At 58.9% G+C, this 18521-nt stretch carries 18 protein-coding genes; 8 read left to right on the top strand and 10 right to left on the bottom strand.

The window, feature by feature from the left end; genetic code table 11:
- Nucleotides 1–16: 16 nt before the first annotated feature.
- Genes ACM6IN_RS28360 through ACM6IN_RS28380 form a run of 5 tightly spaced genes read right to left on the bottom strand, consistent with a single transcriptional unit; the run spans nt 17 to nt 5786 of the window.
- Nucleotides 17–1519 carry a glycoside hydrolase family 32 protein gene (locus tag ACM6IN_RS28360; RefSeq protein ID WP_414917112.1) on the bottom strand — a complete coding sequence of 501 codons (1503 nt, stop codon included), beginning with the start codon at nt 1517–1519 and terminating at the stop codon, nt 17–19.
- Complete coding sequence (locus ACM6IN_RS28365; RefSeq protein ID WP_414917113.1) at nt 1516–2661, bottom strand: ABC transporter ATP-binding protein; 1146 nt, start codon at nt 2659–2661, stop codon at nt 1516–1518. The genes ACM6IN_RS28360 and ACM6IN_RS28365 overlap by 4 nt, the downstream gene beginning before the upstream one ends.
- A 27-nt stretch (nt 2662–2688) precedes the next feature.
- Nucleotides 2689–3531 carry a carbohydrate ABC transporter permease gene (locus ACM6IN_RS28370; protein ID WP_007910217.1) on the bottom strand — a complete coding sequence of 281 codons (843 nt, stop codon included), beginning with the start codon at nt 3529–3531 and terminating at the stop codon, nt 2689–2691.
- The gene (locus ACM6IN_RS28375; protein WP_414917114.1) at nt 3528–4490 is read right to left on the bottom strand and encodes a carbohydrate ABC transporter permease; all 963 of its coding nucleotides are present in this window, start codon (nt 4488–4490) and stop codon (nt 3528–3530) included. The genes ACM6IN_RS28370 and ACM6IN_RS28375 overlap by 4 nt, the downstream gene beginning before the upstream one ends.
- Before the next feature lie 21 nt (nt 4491–4511).
- Nucleotides 4512–5786, bottom strand: a complete 1275-nt coding sequence (locus tag ACM6IN_RS28380; RefSeq protein WP_414917115.1) for an ABC transporter substrate-binding protein — start codon at nt 5784–5786, stop codon at nt 4512–4514.
- A 166-nt stretch (nt 5787–5952) separates the two neighbouring features.
- Between ACM6IN_RS28380 and ACM6IN_RS28385 the strand changes: the two genes are divergently transcribed.
- The 4 genes from ACM6IN_RS28385 to ACM6IN_RS28400 all read left to right on the top strand — a co-directional run bounded on the left by ACM6IN_RS28385 (nt 5953) and on the right by ACM6IN_RS28400 (nt 9547).
- Complete coding sequence (locus tag ACM6IN_RS28385; protein ID WP_414917116.1) at nt 5953–7518, top strand: carbohydrate porin; 1566 nt, start codon at nt 5953–5955, stop codon at nt 7516–7518.
- A 93-nt stretch (nt 7519–7611) separates the two neighbouring features.
- Complete coding sequence (locus tag ACM6IN_RS28390; RefSeq protein ID WP_095112206.1) at nt 7612–8361, top strand: hydroxypyruvate isomerase family protein; 750 nt, start codon at nt 7612–7614, stop codon at nt 8359–8361.
- Between the two features lie 128 nt (nt 8362–8489).
- Nucleotides 8490–8894: an acyl-CoA thioesterase gene (locus tag ACM6IN_RS28395; protein ID WP_414917220.1), complete on the top strand. Its 405-nt coding sequence runs from the start codon at nt 8490–8492 to the stop codon at nt 8892–8894.
- Between the two features lie 224 nt (nt 8895–9118).
- Nucleotides 9119–9547, top strand: coding sequence for a hypothetical protein (locus ACM6IN_RS28400; RefSeq protein WP_007910226.1), 429 nt, complete (start codon nt 9119–9121; stop codon nt 9545–9547).
- A 128-nt stretch (nt 9548–9675) separates the two neighbouring features.
- On the opposite strand, the gene ACM6IN_RS28405 is transcribed toward ACM6IN_RS28400, so the two are convergent.
- Complete coding sequence (locus ACM6IN_RS28405) at nt 9676–10182, bottom strand: AAA family ATPase (protein ID WP_123375211.1); 507 nt, start codon at nt 10180–10182, stop codon at nt 9676–9678.
- Nucleotides 10183–10556: 374 nt separating this feature from the next.
- On the opposite strand from ACM6IN_RS28405, the gene ACM6IN_RS28410 reads away from it, so the two are divergent.
- Nucleotides 10557–11492, top strand: coding sequence for a LysR family transcriptional regulator (locus ACM6IN_RS28410; RefSeq protein ID WP_414917117.1), 936 nt, complete (start codon nt 10557–10559; stop codon nt 11490–11492).
- Here the strand turns inward: ACM6IN_RS28410 and ACM6IN_RS28415 are convergent.
- The 4 genes from ACM6IN_RS28415 to ACM6IN_RS28430 all read right to left on the bottom strand — a co-directional run bounded on the left by ACM6IN_RS28415 (nt 11477) and on the right by ACM6IN_RS28430 (nt 15653).
- Nucleotides 11477–11923 (bottom strand): GlcG/HbpS family heme-binding protein, encoded by a 447-nt coding sequence (locus tag ACM6IN_RS28415; RefSeq protein WP_414917118.1) that lies wholly within the window; start codon nt 11921–11923, stop codon nt 11477–11479. The genes ACM6IN_RS28410 and ACM6IN_RS28415 overlap by 16 nt on opposite strands.
- An 11-nt stretch (nt 11924–11934) precedes the next feature.
- Nucleotides 11935–13284, bottom strand: coding sequence for an amidohydrolase family protein (locus ACM6IN_RS28420; protein ID WP_414917119.1), 1350 nt, complete (start codon nt 13282–13284; stop codon nt 11935–11937).
- Nucleotides 13285–13473: 189 nt separating this feature from the next.
- Complete coding sequence (locus ACM6IN_RS28425) at nt 13474–14631, bottom strand: alpha/beta hydrolase family protein (protein ID WP_414917120.1); 1158 nt, start codon at nt 14629–14631, stop codon at nt 13474–13476.
- A 59-nt stretch (nt 14632–14690) separates the two neighbouring features.
- Nucleotides 14691–15653, bottom strand: a complete 963-nt coding sequence (locus ACM6IN_RS28430; protein ID WP_007910238.1) for a LysR family transcriptional regulator — start codon at nt 15651–15653, stop codon at nt 14691–14693.
- A 257-nt stretch (nt 15654–15910) separates the two neighbouring features.
- Between ACM6IN_RS28430 and ACM6IN_RS28435 the strand changes: the two genes are divergently transcribed.
- The 3 genes from ACM6IN_RS28435 (at nt 15911) to ACM6IN_RS28445 (ending at nt 18500) form a co-directional block, all read left to right on the top strand.
- A complete protein-coding gene (locus tag ACM6IN_RS28435) occupies nt 15911–16852 on the top strand; it encodes a VOC family protein (protein WP_414917121.1) in 942 nt (313 codons plus the stop codon).
- A gap of 14 nt (nt 16853–16866) precedes the next feature.
- Nucleotides 16867–17229, top strand: a complete 363-nt coding sequence (locus ACM6IN_RS28440; protein ID WP_414917122.1) for a Rieske (2Fe-2S) protein — start codon at nt 16867–16869, stop codon at nt 17227–17229.
- 134 nt (nt 17230–17363) lie between these two features.
- Nucleotides 17364–18500, top strand: coding sequence for an FAD-dependent oxidoreductase (locus ACM6IN_RS28445; protein ID WP_150776159.1), 1137 nt, complete (start codon nt 17364–17366; stop codon nt 18498–18500).
- Nucleotides 18501–18521: the final 21 nt, after the last annotated feature.

The following is an 18521-nucleotide window of genomic DNA, read 5'->3' on the forward strand; positions in this document are numbered from 1 at the left end:
ACCCGAATGACGCCGCTCATGACCATCCAGAACCGAGCGGCCATGCCTTGGCAATCGAGACGCGCCCGCCACTCCCGCCTGCCACCAGCTTCACGCCCAGACTGTCGGAGCGCGGATAGAGGCGACTGCTGAGGCTGAAGCGGCCGTTTTCGTCGAATACCTCGATGGATGAGCGATCAAGAAACACGCGCAGTTCCAAGCGCTCTTGTGTCGGGTCTATCGCCACGCTGCGCTGGCCCGTGACTTGCGCACCCGAGCGGCTGCGATCAAGCACCAGACGCTGCAGTGATGCATCGTAATAGAGCAGGGTTTCTTCACGGCCATCGACGCTGCTGCGCAAGGCGACTCCCAAGTGGCCGTCAGTGCAGCCGAGCAGATCCAGATGCACATGGATTTCGAGCATGTCGCCGCTTACCTCCGGCACCCAGCGGGCTCCCGACGCTTCCCACCACGGCGTACCCGGCAATTGCGCCATTCGCAGCGCGCTGAGCTCGCGTGCCGGATATACGCAAAGGCGATCGGCGCACAGTTCCAGTTCGCGTGGCAATCCTAGCATGCCGCACCAGTGATGGGCCTGGCTCGGCATCGGGCTTTCCCACATGTCCAGCCACGCCCATACGAGGCGCCGGCCATCGGCGGCCAACAGCGTTTGCGCCGCATAGAAATCGTGGCCGTTATCCAGCTCGATAAAAGGTCCACCGGTGAAGTGCCACTGGTTATCGAGCTGGCCCACTCGATAACCGGTCTGGTATTTGTTGAGCCGGTCATAACCGTCGGCTTGCATGCCTTGTGGGGAGTACAGCAGCACATCGTGTCCATTCAGGCGAAACAGGTCCGGGCATTCCCACATATAGCCATCGCCCTCGCTGCCGGCGGACACATAGTCGAGGAATTCCCAGACGTGCAGATCCGTGGAGCGGTACAACGGCAGCAGCGGCCTGTCGCCCAGACGTGCGCCGGCAATCAGGTACCAATAACCATCGTCCTGCCAGACCTTGGGGTCACGAAAGTGCATGATGCTGTCTTGCGGCGCGCTGTCGATCACCGCGCCGTGTTTGACGAAGCGGATGCCGTCGTTGCTGGTGGCCAGGCACTGGACCTGTTTGATCAGGCGCTCGTCACCCACTTCGCCCAGCCAGGTGTGCCCGGTGTAGATCAGCGCCAGGGTATCGCCACAGACCACGGCGCTACCGGAAAAACAGCCGTCGCGGTCGCAGTCATCGCCGGGTGCCAGTGCAATGGGCAGGTGCTGCCAGTGCACCAGATCGGCACTCTTGGCGTGGCCCCAATACATCGGCCCCCATTTCGCGTCGAAGGGGTGATGCTGATAGAAAACGTGATACTCGCCACGGAAGTACACGACCCCGTTCGGGTCGTTCATCCAGCCGGCCGGCGGGGCAATATGATAACCGGGACGATAATCCTCGATGACGCGAGACTGGCTGTCAGCCAGGGCGCGCTGCGCAAGGTCAAGGGTCGAAGACATGGGATCGCTCTGGGTATTCAAAGACAAGGTCATAGGGCGCGTGCCCGGATTGAGCGCAGAGAGAGGTCATCCGCCACGGATTGAATGGCGTGCGGGTGGCGCTTCAATGCCGTGCCGTCGGCGTCGAACAGGTGGATCTTGTCGATGTCCAGTTGCAGTTCGACCCGATCGCCTGTCTGCCATCCGGCGTTGACTTCACAACGACAGATCAGTGGCTCGTCCTGCCCGGTATCGAGGTGCACATAGGTTTCACTGCCGAGGTATTCGACCCCGGTCACGACGACGCCAGCCGCTCCCGGCGCCGCTTTGAGCGACAGGTGTTCCGGGCGAACGCCCAGGCTCAGCGAGGCGTCTGCCGCCAGGTTCGAACTGTCGAAGGGCAGGGTGGTCATCCCCAAAACCGGAGTATCAACCAGGCTGGTTTCTCCCGGCGCCTGCAAGCGTGCCGGCAGGAAATTCATTCTCGGCGAACCGAGAAAACCGGCGACAAAGCGGCTGGCCGGGCGCTCATAGAGTTCGCGTGGTGAGCCGACCTGCTCTATATGGCCGCCATTGAGCACGACAATTTTGTCGGCGAGGGTCATCGCTTCCACCTGATCGTGAGTGACGTAGATCATGGTCGAGCGCAATCGGTCATGCAGTCGGGCGATTTCGTTGCGCATCTGCACCCGCAAGGAGGCATCCAGGTTGGACAGCGGCTCATCGAACAACAGAATGTCCGGCTCGCGCGCCATGGCCCTGCCCATGGCCACACGTTGACGCTGCCCTCCAGACAGTTCTTTTGGCTTGCGTTGCAGCAGTTTGTCCAATTGCAGGATTTGCGCAGTTTTCAGCACCCGCTCGCGCAGGCTGCTCTTTTCAGTCTTGGCCAGTTTGAGACCGAAACTGATGTTGTCGTAGACGCTCATGTGCGGGTACAGCGCATAAGACTGAAAGACCATGCCGACGCCACGTTCGCGCGGCTCCAGGTCGTTGACCCGGCGCCCGTCGATCAGCAGGTCGCCGGCGCAGATCGAATCCAGTCCGGCGATCAGGCGCAGCAGCGTCGACTTTCCGCAGCCCGAAGGACCGACGAACACCACGAATTCACCCGCAGCGATCTCCAGGTTGATGTCGCGAAGAATCCGCGCGCCGCCCAATTGTTTGTTGACGTTGTCCAGTTTCAATTTCATCACGATGCGGTTCCTTGTCTTTATTGGGCATCAACCCTTTAACGCGCCGGCAGTGAGACCGGAAACGATTCGGCGCTGGAAGATCAGCACCAGAATCACCAGTGGGACGGTGACCAGCACCGAGGCAGCCATCAACAAGCCCCAAGGCAATTCATGGGGGCTGCCGCCGGAAATCAAGGCGATGGCAACCGGCACGGTGCGTTGGCTGTCGGTGAGGGTGAACGTCAGGGCAAACAGAAACTCGTTCCACGCCGCGATGAAGGCCAGCAAACCGGTGGTGACCAGGGCGGGCCAGAGTAGCGGCAACAGCACGCGGGTCAGCGTCACCCACGGGGACGCACCATCCATGATTGCCGCTTCCTCCAGTTCATGGGGGAGTTGCCCCATGAACGTGGTCAGCACCCAGACGGTGAAGGGCAGGGTGAAAATCGTGTAGCTGAGGATCAACGCCCACGAGGTGTTGTACAGACCCAAGGCGCGGATCACTTCGAACAGTCCCGACAGCACCGCGACCTGAGGAAACATCGACACGCCAAGCACCATCATCAACACCGTGCCACGCCCACGGAATTTCACCCGGCCCAAGGCATAGGCAGCAGTCAGGCTGAGGAACAGCGCCAGTGTCACCACGCACAGCGCAACCACCAGCGAATTACCGATCGCTCGCAGGAATGAGGCCTGGTGGAGGACCGCCGCGTAATTGGAGAAGTCAGGATTTTCGATCCAGTAACTCACCTCGAACAAGGCACTGGAGGGCTTCAGCGAGGTCACGATGGCGTAGTAGAACGGGAAAACCGCATACAGCAGCAACACCCCGATCAGGCACCAGAATCCGAGGCGCAACAGCGCTTTTTTCAGCAGGCGCGGGCTCATGCGCGGACCTCCATTTGACGGCGTCCGAGGTAGAGATAAAGCATGGCGATCACCGCGACCACCAGAAACAACAGTGTCGACGCCGCGCTGCCGTAGCCGACGTCCTGGAACTCCACCAAGTGCTGGCGGGCATACACCGACATGCTCATGGTGCTCGACGAGTTCGAGGTCAGCACATAGATGACGTCGAATACCCGCAGGGAATCGAGGATGCGGAAGATCGCCGCCACCAGCAGTGCAGGCATCAACAGTGGCAGCGTGACGCGCCAGAACACCTTCAGCGGATGAATGCCATCGACCCGGGCCGCTTCGTAGCAATCGCTCGGCAACATCTGCAAAGCCGCCAGCATCAGCAGCGTGACGAAGGGCACGGTCTTCCAGACGTCAACAATGATCACCGCCCACATCGACAGGTCGGCATCTGCCGTCCAGGCCAGAGGTGCGTCGATCAGACCGAGGCTGAGCATCAGGTGATTGATGATGCCGAACTGGTCGTTGAGCATCCATGACCAGATCTTCGCCGAGACAATCGTCGGAATCGCCCACGGAATCAGAATCAACGCCCGCACCAGCGAACGGCCGGTGAACTTGATGTTCAGCAGCAACGCCACCAACAGCCCCAGGATGACTTCCAGTCCCACCGAGACCACCGTGAAATACAACGTGTTGCGCACCGCATTCCACCACTGTGGATCGACGAGGATGCCCGACCAGCCGGAACCGCTGAACAGCAGATAATTGCTCAAGCCGATGAAGGTTGCGCCACCGGTGTCCGCCAGGCTGGCGTCGGTCAGGCTGAACCAGAATGTGCGCAGCAGCGGCCAGGCTGCCACCAAGGCCAGGCAGACCAGCATTGGCGTCAGAAACAGCCAGGCAGCGCGCACCCGGCGACGTTGTACAGGCGTTTCCCTCGTGAGCAGCAGCTCGTCAAAGGGGGCATGGGTCGTAGAGACAGACATGGTGATTTCCTTCCTTGTGGCTTACCAGTTCCGGCGTTTGATGCGCGTGAGTTCGCTTTCCAGTTCGGCGAGTGCCTGATCGACCTGCAACTCGCCGGCCAGCACGCCATGCACCCGATCGAAGAACGCATTGGAGACCCGTGGATAGCGATCGGCAGTAATGGCGGCGGGGCGCATGACTCCAGCGTTGAGAATGCTGTGCAACTGAGCGTAATAAGGCATGGCCGCGAGCAACTCGGGATCTTGATACAGCGATTCGATCACCGGGTTGTAGGCGCCTTTCAGCGCTCGACGTTTTTGCTCTTGGGCACTGCTCAGGTAGCTCACCAGTTCGGCGGCAAGTTTGGGATGGGCGCTGTAACGCGAGACCGCCAGGCCCCAGCCACCAAGGGTGGAGGCATGCTCGCCGGTCTCGCCGCCGCGGGGCAGGGGAGCGACGCCGACCTTGTCTTTTACGGCGCTGTCCCGGCTTTGCACCAGGGCCCAGACATAAGGCCAGTTACGCATGAACAGCGCATTGCCCGACTGGAATACGCCACGTCCTTCTTCCTCGGTGTAATTGAGCACGCCACGCGGTGAGATATCTCCGACCCAGCTTTTCGCCAGGGTCAACGCCGCTCTTGAGGCCTGACTGTTGACCACGATGTCGCCGCGTTGATTGATCAGTCCGCCTTGCGGCTGGCTGCTGATCCACTCCAGCGCATTACACGTCAGCCCTTCGTAGGCGCGCCCCTGAAAGATGTAACCCCAGGCATTGGCGTTCCCGGCGTTGCGTTCAGCCTGTTGCACATCCCTGGCAGTAGCGGTCATTTCCTCCCACGTCTGAGGAACCTGTTTGTTGTATTTCTCAAGCAAGTCTTTGCGGTAATACAGCAGCCCCGAGTCGGTGAACCACGGCATCGTCACCAGCCGTCCGTTGACCGTGGCGTTATCGATCTGCGCCTGGAAGTAGCCTTGGGTCGCGTTGGCGGGAAGCGCCTCACGCAGATCCATCAAGTGTTTGGCCAGCATCCCCGGCCAGACCATGTCGATTTGAATGATGTCGATGTCGGCGGACTGCGCACTAAGGATCTGCTGGTAGAACGACAACCTCTCGGTTGCCGAGTTAGGCGTGGAGACCACCTCGACGTTGTTGCCAGTCTGTTTCGACCATGTATCGACGGCTTCCTTGCACAGCTGCAACTCCGCACCCACCGCACCGCAGGAGATCGTCAGATCGGTTGCGTTCGACACGGATGGCAGTGCGGCAGACAGGGTGATCAATGCAACTGGCAGGAGCGATTTCAGGTGTTTCATCGAGCGTCCTTTATTTTTGTTTTTAGAAAAGTTAACGTTAACATCGCCAAATGTAGCAGCGTATTTGCGAGGAGGCATCCTTTTTTTGTCGTTTGTGACAACTCGCGACTCACGCAAAAAAGGCAATTGCGGCAACCAAAAAATAAAAAAAAAACAGGGAATCAACATGCAGAAAGGATCAAGCTGGCTACTGGTCGGCGTGCTCGGCACATCGGCAGCGGCTTCTCAGGCCGCGACGCTGGAAGAGCGCATGGCCGCACTTGAAGCGCGTGCCAGCGCAGCAGAAAAGCGTGCAACCACGGCCGAACAGCAGACCCAGGCACTTGCCCGGGAATTGCAGCAGATCAAATTCGCGACGCCTCCCTCGCAGTCCGTCGCGGCTAACGCAACAGCCATTTCGGCGCCGGCTCTGGATACCCGACTGGCAAAACTCGAAGCCCGTCAGCAAAGCCTGGACAAGGAGGGCAGTACCGGGAACCTCACCGATGGATTCAGCTTCAACGGCTATGCGCGCTCCGGATTGCTGGTTGACGAGGGGCTGGGTGGCGGGCGTGGCGGCCCTTATACAACGCCGGCCGGTTCGGTGGGCGGGGCAGTCGGGCGACTCGGTAACGAGGACGACACCTACATGCGTATCGACCTGTCGAAAGAGGTCTATGCGCAAAACGGTACCCGTTCCAAATTCACCGTCTCCATCGCCGACGGTGTGGAAAGCTCCAATGACTGGACGGCCGACGAAAGCAAACTCAACGTACGCCAAGTGTTCGCCACGCTCGACCATGTCGCTGCATTCAAAGGCAATTCAGTCTTCGAGAACGCTACGCTGTGGGCAGGCAAGCGATTCGATAGAGATAATTTCGATATCCACTGGCTGGACTCGGACGTCGTTTACCTGGCCGGCACCGGCGGTGGAATTTACGATGTGCAGATGAACAAGCATTGGCGCTCGAATTACTCGTTGATTGGGCGTAGCTACGGGGATTTCAGTCAGGGCGGTATCAATGCCGATGTGGAAAGCTACATCCTGACCTCCAACCAGTTCTTTGAGGATGGCCAGTGGCAGTGGATGTACAACGCCATCGGCGCCAAGAAAAACGATTTTGGCACCCGCACCAATAAAGCCGGTTTGACGCCTGCGGATTCCGGTTTGCACAGCATGCTGGCCAATCACCAGAAAACCTTTTTCGGCAGGGAAGGCTTCTTCAAAACGGCGCTGCTCTATGGGCAAGGCCTGGGGGCAGAGGTCAAGAACGTCGGCTCGGACGGTGAACTGATCGACGACGCCCGCGCGCTGCGTCTGGCACTTTACGGTGAGACCCCGCTGACCTCTGACTGGCGCATCGGGCCCAGCTTGCTGGCTGAACAGAGCAAGGATAGATACGTCAAAGGTGACGACTACCGCTGGCTCACCCTCAACGTGCGCTTGGCCAACAAAATCAACAGCAACTTCGAAATGGCCTACGAAATGAGCTGGCAAACCATGAACCTCGACCCCAAAGGCTATCTACAACGTAATGCGGTCGATGGTAACTTCTGGAAATTCACGGTCGCCCCGACATTCAAACTCGACGTCGGCGATCTACTCTCGCGTCCGGAGTTGCGAGTGTTCGCCAGCTACATGAACTGGTCTTCGGATCTGGACAGGTTCAGTACTAACGACTCCTTTGGCATGTCCGACTTCCAGGCGGGAGGGGTGTGGCAATACGGTATCCAGATGGAAACCTGGTTTTAATTGTTGAACGCACTTGCGATAGTGCAGTGCTGGAGCGGCAAAGGATGCTCCAGGCTAATGATGTCGTTTCTTCCCAGGATGGATGATTACCCAATGCTCAAGTTCAATGCTCATCTCGGCTTCCAATTCAATGAATTGCCTTTTCTACAACGCATCGAAGCCGCCGCAGCCGCCGGTTTCCGGGCAGTGGAGTTCCCGTCACCGTACGAATTCGACGCCAGCCTGCTTGCCGACCATCTAGCCCAATACAGTTTGCCGTTGATTCAGTTCGCCGCCCCGGCTGGCGTGACCAAAGGCATCGCCGCGTTACAGGGCAGGGGCGAGGAGTTTCGTGACGGGTTGCTCCAGGCCGCCCGCTACGCAAAGACCTTGGCGTGTGCGGATGTCCACATCATGTCGGGCGTTACCACGCAGAATGACGCTGAGCGAACCTACGCGGGCAACCTGGAATATGCGGTCAAGTACTTGGAAGACCAGGGGCTGCGGCCGCTGATCGAAGTGATCAGCGCGGAGGCGATGCCGGGCTATTACATGTCTGACTTCAGCAAGGCACAACAGGTACTGGAGACCTTCCCGAGTGTCGGGCTGATTCTTGATCTTTACCATGCGCAGCTTTTGACCGGAGATGCAGCCGATGTGCTGGCGCGTTTCTATGACAGAACCGTGCATGTGCAAATAGCCGATTGCCCGGGTCGTCACGAGCCGGGAACGGGGAGTATCGACTTTGCTGCCTTGTTCGCGGCGCTGGAGCAGCGCGGCTACGCAGGATGGATCGGATGTGAATACCGTCCTTCTGGAACTACCGTTGAGAGTCTTGACTGGTTCAAGCAGCTGAGTGCTTAGGTTCCAGGCGAAAATCTTTGAGTCGCTGATGTGGGGGCAATCGCCGCCATCAAAGGCAGAAGCCCTTGATGGCCGAGCGAAAAGAACTCATCGATATCGGCCTGACGCTGGCGAGTAGGGGGGAGTTAATGCCTGACGCGGTTTTTATAAGTCGAACTATTTTGTTCGGAGATTGTGATCCGGCAGGGGTGGTTTACACCCCGCGATTCTCATATTTTGCTGTAGAGGCCATTGGTGTAGCACTCGACAGATGGGTAGGGGGGCCGGGGCTTAGAGCGGTGATGAGTTTTAATATATTGCCGCCGGTGCGTGCGATGTCGATCGAGTTGCTGGCTCCGGTGACGTGGGATGACGAATTGACTATTAACGTCAGCGTGGCCAGGTTGGGCGAGCACTCTTTTACTTTTTTGGTTGAGGGGTTTACAGACGAAGGCGTGCTGGCATTTACCGCGAATGTCACACACGTTTGTGTCTCGCCGGAAAGTAAGGAAGTTGTATCCATTCCAGCTCCGTTGCGAGCGCTTCTTTCATAGACGATCAGATGGATCTCAACAAACGTTCGGGGGCTGTCGAGTGTCCGGTTATGGCCAAAATCTACCGTTCCTCACCGGCAGCTATAGGCGATTGCGGCCTTGGTGACCGGCAGCAATGGGCCAATAGCTGACCGCCCGCATGCTCCCCCTCGAAGGACTCCTGATCTATAGTCACTGAAGAATCCATAGGACGCGGTGAAATTCAACTTGCAGGGAGCGTATGAATGACTCGATTGCAAACACTCAAGTTGATTCAGATAGCCATTGCCCTTCCAGCCTATACCGTACCTTCAAGCACTACATTCGCCTTCACTCTTTGGTTCACCATCACCTCGACGATCAACCTCTTCACCTCACAATCCTTTTCTGGTTGGGGGGTGATCATGTTGTGGCTTCTGCTGTCGCTGTTCTCGCAATGGGCATGCTGGAGCATTTTTTCCGACTCGCTGGAGGACAGCCCCTCTGTGCAACACCTGCCACTACTTTTACTTGGGGTATTGTTAACACTGATTTTAGGTTTGAGTGCCTGGGTCCTTTTTCACATAGGCCTAATCTGGCTTATGTGCGGTACACAAGGCATTGCAGCCGGCGTACTTTTGACGATCAGTTGTGTGAGAAAAAGACGTCAAACTGGCGACATGCTCAGTGAGTGAGTTCATCAGGGTGTCGGCCCTTTGCTGAGAGTGGAGGCGTAAAGCAGCCGTTCTCGACCACCAGTGTTCGGCCAAAAGCGGCAAGCGTCTGCTGATCGCACCTTGCTAAGTAGAGCTTTTAGCTGGCGCTACTCCTCGGAAAAAAATCGTTTAGTGATCATTGCCACTGCCTCCGCCGGGGACGTCAAGGCTGTGTCTATATCAAAGGGAGCGTCATCCCACGGCTCATATTCATGATCCAATACAGATTGCCAGGTCGGGGGCGACAGACCAGGAATATCAATCTTCCTGGTATCTACCCGTCGCTGGTGTTCATATTTATCAGAGCAAACCACCTGGATATTCACTAATGGAGTACCAGAGCGAATAGCGATCTCGCTCCACGCGTTTCGGCTTTCGATTACTGGGTTAACACAGTCGACTATGACAGTACTGCCAAAGCGAAGATTGCTCAGAGCAAGCTCATTAGCGACCATATAACCGCTCCGCCCCACGTCTTGTGCCAGAGCACCGGAGTTTCGGATAGCTTGCTCAATCGTATCGATCCGCAGATACACCGCCCTTGTTCTGGTGGCAAGGTCACTTGCTATAGTCGTTTTTCCAGTACCTGGAAGGCCGCTAAAGACAATAAGCATTCTATGTCCTTCGATTATTGAGTCGACCCAGTCTAGGCCAATACCTGCCGAAGCCAATGTCCGCTTTTGGCCGATTGCCGTCCACGAGCATCAATTTCGAGCAACCTATAAGTTACCCTCGATCAAAAGTGATCGCAGGGCATTTGCTTACCTGCTGGATCCTCGATGGTGCGTGTTGACCTTTCTGTTAGTGGCTTCCCTTGAGCAACTAATTCACGCGCAGTGGCGCTTGGTATCTTCGTTAACGATACCTCCCAACCAAACACGCGATTGGCGCATTGCTACACAGCTCGCTAAGGTCATGATTCGTTTTTGAGCCTGCCCGCAAACCGGGCGGGCGCTAAGACATCACCGTCACCTTCAGCGGAACCCACATGCGATATCGACGCCTCGACCTTAATCTGTTGGTTGCGCTGGACGCCTTGTTGAGCGAATGCAGCGTCGGCCGGGCGGCCGAGCGTCTGTGCCTGGGGCAGTCAGCTGCCAGTTCGGCACTGGGCCGCTTGCGTGAACATTTCAACGACCCGTTACTGGTACAAGTCGGGCGCCGCCTGGAACCCACAGCGCTGGGTCTGGAGTTGCTGCCAAAGGTACGTGCTGCGTTGGCGCTGACACGGGAAGTCGTCGACGCGCCACTAAGTTTTGATCCGGTCAACTGTGACCGGCGCATCACCCTCGTAGCCTCCGATTACGTCGCCGATGTGCTGCTCCCAGCGGTAAGCCGTGTATTAGCGCGTATCGCTCCGGGTATTCGCTTGAGCCTGCGCGACATGCCGGTGCCACGCGACGGTGATGTCGTCAGCGAAGCGCTGGATTATCGGCGCAGTGATTGCGTGATCGTGCCGCAGCGACGGCTAAATCCGGCCTATCCCCATGTGCCGCTCATGACTGACCAGCTCTGTTGTATCGTCTGCGCCCAACAGCCACAGTTTGCCGAGCAACTGAGCATGGCCGACTATTGCGGCGTGGCGCATGTGGTGCGCGAATTTGCCGACGGGCACAACCTGGCGATGGATGCCATGCACCTGCATGAACTCGGCATTGAGCGACAAGTGGCCGTGACCGTTGAAAGCTTTGTGCTGATGCCGCAATTCATTGTCGGTACCGCACGCATTGCCACGGTGTTTCGACGACAGGCGCAACGCTTCGCTCAGCGTTATCCGTTGCGCGTCCACCCGGCGCCATTGGCTTTTCCCGAGGCCGTTCAAGTCTTGCAATGGCATCCCTATCAAGAGCATGACCCGGCAATGCAATGGTTTCGCGGCCTGCTGCTGGAACAGGCCGCGTTACTCGATCAACCCTCTGCCTGATCGCCGCTGTCGGCGACCAATCCGGCCTTGGCGATGGCCAGCAATGCGCAGCGCTCGTCGTTGTCCGAGGTATCGCCGCTGATGCCGATGGCCCCGAGCACCATGCCCTCGGCATTTCGAATCAGCACGCCGCCCGCCACCGGAATCACCTCGCCGCCGGTCAAACTATTGATCGCATCGAAAAACGCCGGCATGGCCTGCGCGCGCCGCGCCAGCTCACGTCCGCCAAAACCCATGCCCAGGCAACCGCGTGCCTTGCCTGTGGCGATTTGCGTGCGCAGGAAAGTGGCGTCTTCGTCGCGCAAAATCGCTAACGGATGGGCGGCGGCATCCAGTACCGCGACGCCCAGCGGTTTGATCCCGGTTTCCCGAGCAATGCGAATGGCATCGCTGGCCATGTTCGTCGCAGTCAGCAGATCCAGTCGTTGCATGGCATCTGTCCTCATACGGCCCACTTGCCCAGTTGGGCCACGCGGTCGCGGGTGTAAAGATCCGTCCATTTCAGCGAGTTGAAATCGGACACTTGCTTGGGGTTGTAGGGGCTGCGATCCATACGCACCGGTTGGCCGGCCTTGTAAACGGCCTTCAGGCGCGAACGATCCTGAAGGACGCGGATGTCATCCAGTGGTGAGCCATCAAGCACGAGGAAGTCTGCCTGCTTGCCCACCTGCAGCGAGCCGAGTGTTTCCCCGCGCGGCATACAGCGCGCACCAACAGCGGTCGCGGCGTATAACGCTTCGGCCGGTGTGAATCCAAGCCGAGTCACCAGCAACTCCAGCTCACGAGCATGCCACTCTCCGTAAGGCGTCACCGCGAAGCCGCTGTCACTGCCGCAGGCAAAGGGTACGCCAGCCGCTTTTGCCCGTTTGAGTACCGCCGAACCGACCTCCAATGTGCGAGCACAATAACCGGCATAACCCGTGCTGATCGCCGGGTCATGGGGCTGACAGAAATCCACGGTGTTCTGCGGGAATGTCATGGTCGGGGCAAGGATGCTGCCGGCCTCAAGCAGCGCTTCGATGCACGCGTCGTCCATGTAAAAGGCATGGAAAACCAGATCAACGCCGGCGCGCGCCGCGTACATCACAGCTTCGCGACCGTAGGCATGTGTGGCGACCTTGCAGCCCAGACGATGCGCTTCCTCAACCATTTCGAAGGTTTCGTCGGCGGTGAAAGCCGCAATGATTTCGCCGTTGGGGCGGCGGTGCGTGCCGTCCATGGCAATTTTGATCAGGTCGACGCCGTCCTTGGCCTGCTTGCGGATCTCCGCGAGGGCGTCGCTACGGCTGGTGACCAACTGCGCGGTGAAGTATTCCGGGGCGCCGACCCGACTCGGGAACCAGTCATTCAGACTCTGGCGGTTGGTGATGACGCGGCTGCTGGCCGCGATCCTCGGGCCTTCGAACAAACCAGCGGTCACCGCATTGCGCACGGCGATGCTGAGCTGGCCGCTGTCGCCGGGGCAGACCATGCTGGTGACGCCAGCGGCCAGCACGTGTTGCGCGAAGAACATCCCGCGCAACGCGCGAAATTCGTCGCTGGTCCATAGATCTATGTCTTCTTCGCTTTGCGCGTTGCCGAAAGCCAGATGCGTGTGCACATCCACCAGCCCCGGCATGACGAAATTGTCCCCCGCATCCACCTGTGTATCGCCTGGCTTGGGAGCGGGTGCCAACGCGGTAGCGCCGACGTAACTGAGCAGGCCGTTTTCGACGATCAATGTCTGTTGCTGGCGGGTTTGCAGTCCGCTGCCGTCAAACAGGGTCTGGCATTTCAGGTGCAGGGCAGTCATGGCGTCTTCACTGTGTGATTGTTATGCAGAGAGAGGCTAGAGAGCAGGCGAGGGGACGACCAGCAGATTGCATCGATGGCTGCGTATTGACGGCGTCAATAGGTGCGCCAGCGCTTGAATCCGTTAATGCAAAACGCCGGAAAATCGAAAGATTAACCGGCGTTTTTCATGGCGTGTTTTTTCAGTGGATCAAGCGGTGTGGCCACCCAGAGTTTCGGCAACCCAGTCGGCAATGTATTGCCCGGCATTGATGCTGTTGTCGAAGCTCGAATGCTGCACACCACCTTCACGTTCGGTGAAGATTTTCAGTTCACATTTTGGACTGTTGACCAGTTGTTCGTAGGTGCGATGCGCCCATTTCAACGGAATCTGCGAATCCTGTTCACCGTGGGTGACGAGGAAGGGCACCTTGATCCGGTCGAGCACGCCATCGAGGTGGACGTCTTCGGCGATGGTCATGAACTCTTCGACGTCCTTGGCGCCCCAGACCCAGCAGACATGCGCCCAGTAGTGCGGTACCGGGAAGCTGCCTTCTTTTTCCAGTCGACGCTTTTGCACATCACGCCAGTCGTGGTTGGCGCCCCACACGACGCCGCAGGCGAAGCGCGGTTCGAATGCAACCGCACGCGGGCAGTAATAGCCGCCCAACGAGACACCTTCGAGTCCAATGCGTGCAGCGTCAACATCGCTTCGGGTTTCCAGCCAGTCCACCACGCGGCTGGCCCAGTGTTCACTGTCGAATCGTGCAGTCAGGCCATGCAGGCGCAGCGCTTCGCCGGTGCCGGGCTGGTCGATGATCAGTGAAGAGATACCGCGTTTCGCCAGCCACGCTGGCAGGCCCACGCGGTATTTCATTTCTTTGGTCGAGTCCAGACCGTTGACCTGCACCAGAATCGGTGCCGGCCCCTCGACGCCTTCGGCGCGCACCAGCAAGCCGGAAAGATGTTTGCCCTCGTACGGGATTTCCACCCGTTCACAGTTTTCACGCGACAGTTCGATGCCGCGCTTGAAGGTTTGCAGGAAGCGTTGATAGAGCTCGGTACGCCCCGGTGCGCCGTGGGCTTGCAGGCGCTCGCAGGTCAGATAATAGGTGGCGGCGCGGTTGTATTTTTCGCCAGCCGAGAGCATCCGGCCATTGCCTTCGTCTTCTTCGGCCAAACCGCAGAGCTTGTCAGCCATTTTCGCCCAGGTTTCGCGAAAGGCGCGGGTGCCGGCCGCGTCCGGCTGCTTGGCTGCCTCTTGCAGCGGGGCGCACATCTCTTCGATTTCGCCCATGCGGGCGCCCATTTCAATGGCCAGGTCGACAGAGAGATTCCAAACGTAGTTGGTCGGGAAATAGCGAAACATGATTATTGTTGTCCTTATGGTTGCCTTGGCATTCCCAAGGCACGTTAAGGATCACCCGACTAATTGGCCAATCGTGACGGCGGATACGAGGTATCGCGAGATACGATGGGCACGTGTTGCAGATGCTGGATGGATTCGCTGATGCGTTCGCGCAGCCAGCGGTGCATCGGGTCGCCGTCAACGCTGCGGTGCCACAGCATGTACTCGCGCATGACCGGGATTTTCACCGGTGGCGGCAGGATGCGCAGCGGCAGATAGTGCGCGTAGAGGTTCGCCAGACGCTGGTGCATCGTGGCGATGCGCTGCGTGCCGACAATCAGTTGCGGCAGGGTATTGAAGTCGCTGGTGATCACTTCAATGCGCCGATTGAAGCCGTATTGATTCATGAACCACTCTTCGATGCTCATGTGTCGGGTACGGCCAAAGCCCACCGAGACATGGCCCATCTCCATGTACTGCTCAAGGGTCAGGGTGTCGCCGACTTGCGTATTGCCTTGCCACACCACGCACACGTGTTCTTCCTCGAACAGCAGGCGCGAAGGGTGGCCTTCAATGATGTAGCGCTCGGGAACAATCATCAGGTCGACCTCGCCGCGTACCAGCAACTCGCCGGAATTGTCGCTGGGGCCCAGCATTTCGAAAGTGATGTTGGGCGCTTGCTGATGAATGTTCTGGATCACTTGGGCGAACAGCACGCTGATCAGATAGTCCGAGGTCACCAAGCGAAAATGTCGCTTGCTGGTGGCCGGGTCGAACACCGGTTTGGCGGTAATCGAGGATTGGATCGTCAGCAGCACTTCACGCACCGGTTTGGCCAATTCCGTGGCGTAGGGCGTGGGCTGCATCTTGCGTCCCACCTGGACCAGCAACTCATCCTCAAAGTAGGTGCGCAAACGCGCGAGCACGCCGCTGGTGGCGGATTGGGTCATGTGCAGGCGTTCGGCAGCGCGGGTGATGTTCTGCTCTTCGAGCAATACATCGAGCGCGACCAGCAGGTTCAGGTCCAGATGGTTGAAACGCATGGGCAGGTCCGTTTTTGTATTTATTTTCGCAATACATTCGAACGAATCCATCGGCGCGTCAACCTTCGTCGCAGGTATCGCGTTTGCCGATAGGTCGCATCCCGACTCGCGATTAGTCAGCGCTCAGCCCGTACGCCAATCTTCGCCGCAGTCGGCCCTGCAGCCGACACCACCACCGGTTTCCAGTCAGGCCCGGCGCGCTGCAAGGCGTCCATGGCGACAGTCACCGGATCATAATTTCAATGGAGTGGTAAGCCATGAACATCATTGGCCTTGATGCCCTGATTTTTGGCGTCGATGACATTCAAGCCTGCACCGATTGCCTGCGCGACTACGGCCTTGCGCCGGTCGGCGTTGACAGCAACGGCGGGCGTTTCGAAGCGCTGGACGGCACCGCCGTGGTTATCCGCCGAGCTGACGATCCTGACTTGCCGGCGGCAATCGGCCCGGCGCCGTCGATTCGCGAGACGGTCTACGGGGTCGCTGCGCTCAGCGATCTGGATGCCATCGAAGATGAGCTGGCGCGTGATCGTAGCGTCCGTCGTGATCAACACGGCGTGTTGCACAGCGTTGACGACATGGGGTTCGCCATCGCTTTTCAGGTCAGCGTGCGCAAGCCATACAGCGCGCCGGATGACCTGACCAACGCCGCCGGCCATGCGCCACAGCGGCCACTTAACCAACCGGGCATTACCCTCGATATGGGTGCTGTGCCGCGCACTTTGTCGCACGTGGTGTATTTCGTCCCCGACGCAGCGAAAGCAGAAGTTTTCTACGCCGAGCGCCTGGGTTTTCGCACCACCGACACCTTCATTGGCGCCGGGCCGTTCATGCGCCCGGCAGGCTCTGACGATCACCATTGCCTGTTCATGATCCAGACCCCGCCGCACATGAAAGGCTGCGAACACTTCACCTTCCACATGGGCAGTGGCACCGAAGTGCTGCTGGCCGGGACGCGTTTCGAGCAAAAAGGCTGGACCAGTTTCTGGGGGCCGGGCCGTCACCTGTTTGGCTCCAACTGGTTCTGGTACTTCAACAGTCCGTTGGGCTGCCACATTGAATACGACGCCGACATGGACAAGCACGATGACGCCTGGGAGGCCCGTCGCGCGCCGCTGTCGGCGGATAACTCGCAGCTGTTCCTGTTCAGCGCCAAAGAAAAATGGGCGCCGGGCGGACCACCGCCAAAACTCGGTTGAGGCCGGCGCTGATCATGAGCGCTATTGCGCAGCCACTGTGTCGGCTGGACGAACTGGAGGAGGGCCGGGCGCGCGGGTTCGACCCGTTGGCGCAGGGACGCGACAGCGTGTTTGCCTTGCGTCATGACCATCAGGTGCGGGTCTATCGCAACCGTTGTCCGCATCTGGACGTGCGCCTGGAGTATCGCAAGGACCGCTTCCTGTCCGCCGATGGCCAGTTGATCGTCTGCTACGCCCACGGTGCGCAATTTCTGCCGGCGACGGGCGAGTGCATCTACGGCCCGTGCCTGGGCCAGACGCTGGAGGCGCTGCCGAGTTGCGAGAAGGATGGCTGGCTGCTGGTGCAAATGCCTGAAGAGTTGCCGCTGCCGGGATAAATCGAGGTATCGCGTACGGCGATACATCGCATCCTTACTCGCGATTAGTCAAATCCCTGCTTTGCCGGGAAGCTTCATCCAACGATGCCGTGCCCGACGCAGCATCGATCACAAGAATAAAAAGAGAGAACACCATGAGTGCAGTGAACAACGTTCTGATCGTGGGCGGTGGTATCGGCGGCTTGTGTGCGGCCATCGCCTTGCGGCGTAAAGGTATCGAGGTCGATCTGATCGAGCTCAAGTCCGAATGGACAGTCTACGGCGTCGGGATTATTCAACAGAGCAACGTCGTCCGTGAAATGGCCAAGCTGGGCGTTCTCGACGGCTATCTGGACGCCGCTTATGCCTTCGAAGACGTCGCCATCTACGGCCCGGGCGGGCAACAACTGGCGCGCATTCCGGGTCAGCGACTGGCCGGCCCGCAGTATCCTGCCAACGTCGGTATTTCCCGCCTGGCACTGCACAAAGTCCTCAGCGAAACCGCGCTGCAACTCGGTGCCAACGTCCGTTTGGGCTTGAGCGTGGAAACGCTGGACGACAACGGCGCAGAGGTCGATGTGTTGTTTACCGACGGCAATCGCGGCCACTACGACCTGGTGGTCGGTGCCGATGGACTGTTCTCGAAAGTGCGCAGCCTGGTCTTCGGCGATGCCTACACCCCGCGTTTCACTGGTCAGTCGGTGTGGCGCTACAACTTTCCCCGCGCGCCACAGATCGATCATCTGGCCAACTATCAAAGCGCTGACGGCAACGCCGGGCTGGTGCCGCTGGCCGGCGACTTGATGTACCTGTTTCTGACCTCCCACGAACCGTCCAATCCGTGGATGGATCCTGCCGATCTGGCTGCGCAGATGCGCCAGCGCCTGCAAGGTTTTACCGGGCTGATCGGCGAACTGCGCGAGCAAATCACTGACAACAGTCAGGTCGTCTACAAGCCGATGGAAGTGGTGTTTGTCGATGAACCGTGGCATCGCGGCCGCGTCCTGCTGATTGGCGATGCGGCCCACGCCACCACGCCGCACCTCGGTCAAGGCGCCGGCATGGCCATCGAAGACGCGATTGTGCTCAGCGAAGAACTGACTCGCGAGCAGTCCGCCGCCACCAGCGTCGAACAGCAGCTGCAGCGCTTCATGGCGCGGCGCTTCGAACGTTGCAAATACATCAGCGAAAGCTCGGTGCTGGCCGGTGACAAGGAAATGCAGCACGACCGCGCCTTCGATCGCATTGGCCTGGTCAAGCAAATGCTCGCGCGCACTGCCGAGCCAATCTAAGCCCCACCTGCGACGCATCCA

It is taken from the genome of Pseudomonas sp. IT-P395, assembly GCF_949767675.1.
Lineage (GTDB): Bacteria > Pseudomonadota > Gammaproteobacteria > Pseudomonadales > Pseudomonadaceae > Aquipseudomonas.

Excerpts from the sequence above, each read along its gene's own strand:
- ACM6IN_RS28360 (WP_414917112.1), bottom strand. The coding sequence starts at position 1,519 with ATGACCTTGTCTTTGAATACCCAGAGCGATCCCATGTCTTCGACCCTT.
- ACM6IN_RS28370 (WP_007910217.1), bottom strand. The coding sequence starts at position 3,531 with ATGAGCCCGCGCCTGCTGAAAAAAGCGCTGTTGCGCCTCGGATTCTGG.
- ACM6IN_RS28375 (WP_414917114.1), bottom strand. The coding sequence starts at position 4,490 with ATGTCTGTCTCTACGACCCATGCCCCCTTTGACGAGCTGCTGCTCACG.
- ACM6IN_RS28380 (WP_414917115.1), bottom strand. The coding sequence starts at position 5,786 with ATGAAACACCTGAAATCGCTCCTGCCAGTTGCATTGATCACCCTGTCT.
- ACM6IN_RS28385 (WP_414917116.1), top strand. The coding sequence starts at position 5,953 with ATGCAGAAAGGATCAAGCTGGCTACTGGTCGGCGTGCTCGGCACATCG.
- ACM6IN_RS28390 (WP_095112206.1), top strand. The coding sequence starts at position 7,612 with ATGCTCAAGTTCAATGCTCATCTCGGCTTCCAATTCAATGAATTGCCT.
- ACM6IN_RS28395 (WP_414917220.1), top strand. The coding sequence starts at position 8,490 with ATGCCTGACGCGGTTTTTATAAGTCGAACTATTTTGTTCGGAGATTGT.
- ACM6IN_RS28400 (WP_007910226.1), top strand. The coding sequence starts at position 9,119 with ATGACTCGATTGCAAACACTCAAGTTGATTCAGATAGCCATTGCCCTT.
- ACM6IN_RS28405 (WP_123375211.1), bottom strand. The coding sequence starts at position 10,182 with ATGCTTATTGTCTTTAGCGGCCTTCCAGGTACTGGAAAAACGACTATA.
- ACM6IN_RS28410 (WP_414917117.1), top strand. The coding sequence starts at position 10,557 with ATGCGATATCGACGCCTCGACCTTAATCTGTTGGTTGCGCTGGACGCC.
- ACM6IN_RS28415 (WP_414917118.1), bottom strand. The coding sequence starts at position 11,923 with ATGCAACGACTGGATCTGCTGACTGCGACGAACATGGCCAGCGATGCC.
- ACM6IN_RS28420 (WP_414917119.1), bottom strand. The coding sequence starts at position 13,284 with ATGACTGCCCTGCACCTGAAATGCCAGACCCTGTTTGACGGCAGCGGA.
- ACM6IN_RS28425 (WP_414917120.1), bottom strand. The coding sequence starts at position 14,631 with ATGTTTCGCTATTTCCCGACCAACTACGTTTGGAATCTCTCTGTCGAC.
- ACM6IN_RS28430 (WP_007910238.1), bottom strand. The coding sequence starts at position 15,653 with ATGCGTTTCAACCATCTGGACCTGAACCTGCTGGTCGCGCTCGATGTA.
- ACM6IN_RS28435 (WP_414917121.1), top strand. The coding sequence starts at position 15,911 with ATGAACATCATTGGCCTTGATGCCCTGATTTTTGGCGTCGATGACATT.
- ACM6IN_RS28440 (WP_414917122.1), top strand. The coding sequence starts at position 16,867 with ATGAGCGCTATTGCGCAGCCACTGTGTCGGCTGGACGAACTGGAGGAG.
- ACM6IN_RS28445 (WP_150776159.1), top strand. The coding sequence starts at position 17,364 with ATGAGTGCAGTGAACAACGTTCTGATCGTGGGCGGTGGTATCGGCGGC.